Origin of the sequence: Oscillatoria sp. HE19RPO, from assembly GCF_024220515.1 — a bacterium.
Classification (GTDB): Bacteria; Cyanobacteriota; Cyanobacteriia; order Cyanobacteriales; family Laspinemataceae; genus Laspinema.
Genome location: NZ_JAMXOT010000451.1, coordinates 1 through 2,478, shown reverse-complemented (window position 1 = coordinate 2,478; position 2,478 = coordinate 1). Strand labels below are relative to the sequence as shown.

Annotated in this window: 3 protein-coding genes and 1 pseudogene; 2 read left to right on the top strand and 2 right to left on the bottom strand. The window is 40.8% G+C overall.

Features of this window, described 5'->3' with window-relative positions; translation table 11 throughout:
• Positions 1-4: 4 nt before the first annotated feature.
• A pseudogene (locus NG833_RS29345) lies at positions 5-202 on the bottom strand (ISKra4 family transposase); the annotation flags it as partial.
• Positions 203-270: 68 nt separating this feature from the next.
• On the opposite strand from NG833_RS29345, the gene NG833_RS29340 reads away from it, so the two are divergent.
• Positions 271-1,220 (top strand): IS630 family transposase gene (locus NG833_RS29340; RefSeq protein WP_254568803.1). Its coding sequence is split into 2 segments (ribosomal slippage): positions 271-610 and positions 610-1,220, totalling 951 coding nucleotides; the frame shifts between segments, so codons are not numbered across the junction.
• Here the strand turns inward: NG833_RS29340 and NG833_RS29335 are convergent.
• The gene (locus NG833_RS29335) at positions 1,165-2,031 is read right to left on the bottom strand and encodes an ISAs1 family transposase (protein WP_254568802.1); all 867 of its coding nucleotides are present in this window, start codon (positions 2,029-2,031) and stop codon (positions 1,165-1,167) included. The genes NG833_RS29340 and NG833_RS29335 overlap by 56 nt on opposite strands.
• 319 nt (positions 2,032-2,350) lie before the next feature.
• On the opposite strand from NG833_RS29335, the gene NG833_RS30710 reads away from it, so the two are divergent.
• Positions 2,351-2,476, top strand: a complete 126-nt coding sequence (locus tag NG833_RS30710) for a hypothetical protein (RefSeq protein ID WP_256556066.1) — start codon at positions 2,351-2,353, stop codon at positions 2,474-2,476.
• Positions 2,477-2,478 lie beyond the last annotated feature (2 nt).

Sequence of the window (2,478 nt, the reverse complement as noted above, 5' to 3'; positions counted from 1 at the left end):
AACTTTATAATAAGTTATTCAAGTAGGCACACCTCAAATTAAGCATCTGATTAATATTTTCCGTAGACCACTGCGCACATGAAATTTTTAATCGTCTGTCAATTTGTTTGACTGTTGACTCAACGGCCCCCGAGCCAATCTAACAAATATTTTCTGAAGATAAAATTTGATAATTTACTATTCGATGACGATGTTTAGTTATAGCGGTTCCCGGACTCATGAGGTACAATACATAGGAGAACTGACTCGTCTTAACCATCCCAATCTATCATGAAACCCTACTCCATAGACTTTAGGCAAAAAATCATACAAATCTATGAGGAAGAAAATCTATCAATGCAAAAAGTAGCTGACCGATTTGGCGTCGCTAAAAGTTTTGTGCAAAAAATCCTCAAGCAATTTAAAGAAACTGGTGATTTGGCCCCTAAACCTCAAGGGGGAAATACTGCCCCTAAACTCGGAAGTCAAGAAATAGTAATTTTGATAGAGATCCTTGAAAATAATAATGATGCTACATTGCAAGAGCTTTGTGATTTGGTTGAAGAAAAAACGGGGGTAAAAGTCAGTACATCTACTTTAGATAGAGTCATTAAAAAGCTCAACTACACTTAAAAAAAAAGACTCTTTATGCCGAAGAAAAATATAAAGAAGAAGTTCAAAAAAAACGAGTAGAGTTTTGGGAGAAAATTAGAGACATTCCTTATGAAGACTTGATTTTCATAGATAAATCCGGAGTAGACCTAGCCTTAATTAGAACCCAAGCCAGAGCTATTAAAGGGCAAAGAGCTAGAGGCCCAAAGCCACAGAAAAGAGGAAAAAGAGTATCTTTGTTGAGTGCTTTGTCTCTCGAAGAAGTCGTAGCTTCAACCAACATATATGGAACAACAAATCAAGTTACATTTGAAGCCTTTATTGTGACCAAACTTGTTCTTAATTTATGGGAAAATGCTTGTGTAGTCATGGATAATGCCAGCATTCACAAGAGCACAATGGTTGAAGAAGCTATCCAAGAAGTTGGAGCAAAACTTATCTATCTCTCTCCTTATTCTCCGGAATTTTCTCCGATTGAAAATTTTTGGTCAAAAGTTAAAGGAATTCTCAAAAAATTTCAAGCGAGAACCTATGAAGATTTAGTTATTGGGATTACTGAAGCCATGCGGCAAGTCACTCAACAAGATATTCGCAATTGGTTTGCTCATTGCTGCTACTGTACCTCATGAGTCCGGGAACCGCTATAACACTCACCACCCACACTTGCCGAGTTTCTACACGGTGATGCCCCGCCTCCACAGTTTCATGATAGCTGTAGTCAATTCCTTCCCAAGAATTGGTACGGGCTTGCTCAAACCAAGCTTCCACTTGTTTGTAAAGATTGAGCTGGTTGCCTTTAAGAGCCAACAGATAGTTCCCGTCTTGTCGCTTAATTTGACGAGCAATTTCGGTTTGGGTGCCCATAGCATCCAGGGTTACTACTGCCCCTTTTAGATTAAGCAATAGAAGAAGCGGAGGTACTGCTGTAATTTCATTTGACTTATCTTTAACTTTTTGTTGTGCCAGTACCAACCCATGTTCACTACTCCACGCACTCACCGTATGCAACGCTTTGAGCGAACCTTCTCGCTCGTAAGAACCCCTGTCGGTCTTCCCATCTATATGAATTACTTCGATCTTCAATTTTTCCGAGATTGTAGCAATCCACCCCAAAAAGCTCTCCTGTAATGCCATCGGATCAATCGCTCCTATCACCCGCCCAAAGGTATCGTGGGATGGAATCCCATGAGGCAAGTCTAAAAACTGCTCTAACCAAGATTGCTTACTTTTGCCGTAAACCTCAATGGCAACAAATCCGTCTGCCCCTGATAGCACTGCTAAAATGGCTATGGTGAGAATAGCTTCCAAACTGTGGTGTCTTGTTCTGTGCACACGAGGGTCGGGTATTTGCTGAAAATGCTTGAGTACACTCGGCTTTATAATTTTAACCTCTCGTTGCTGCTGAGGGTTGAGAACAACTTTACCAAAGCCTTTTTTCATTTGCCTGAGCTAGGGATATCTGCAATTGTACCATTCCCAGTTTAACTGCTTATTCGTCGCCAACGCCATCTGTAGAAATTCTGGCCTCATTACTTCTTTTCCTGTAATTTGTCAAGTACAATTTATACCAAATTAGATGCGATTACCCTGAGGGCTTTTTGAAGTTTTTTGACTTGTTCATTCGTTAAACAATTGGTAGCTGGCATGGGCTTGATTGTTATGGAAGGTCTGAATATTATACCAATTTAAATGCTGAACAGCTTACCTTATTTGTGTTATTAAATTTTCATTCCTGAGAAACCCAGGGGGGCCAGAGCCGTTGAAAAAGCCAGGTTGGTTTGACACTGTAGTGGGTTCTTTCCGCAAGCGCTTGTCGTCGCTACCGGACAAGCGCACGGGTAAAAATCGCCGCTATGGAATGGAGGATGCCGCCTTAAGCGCGTGAGC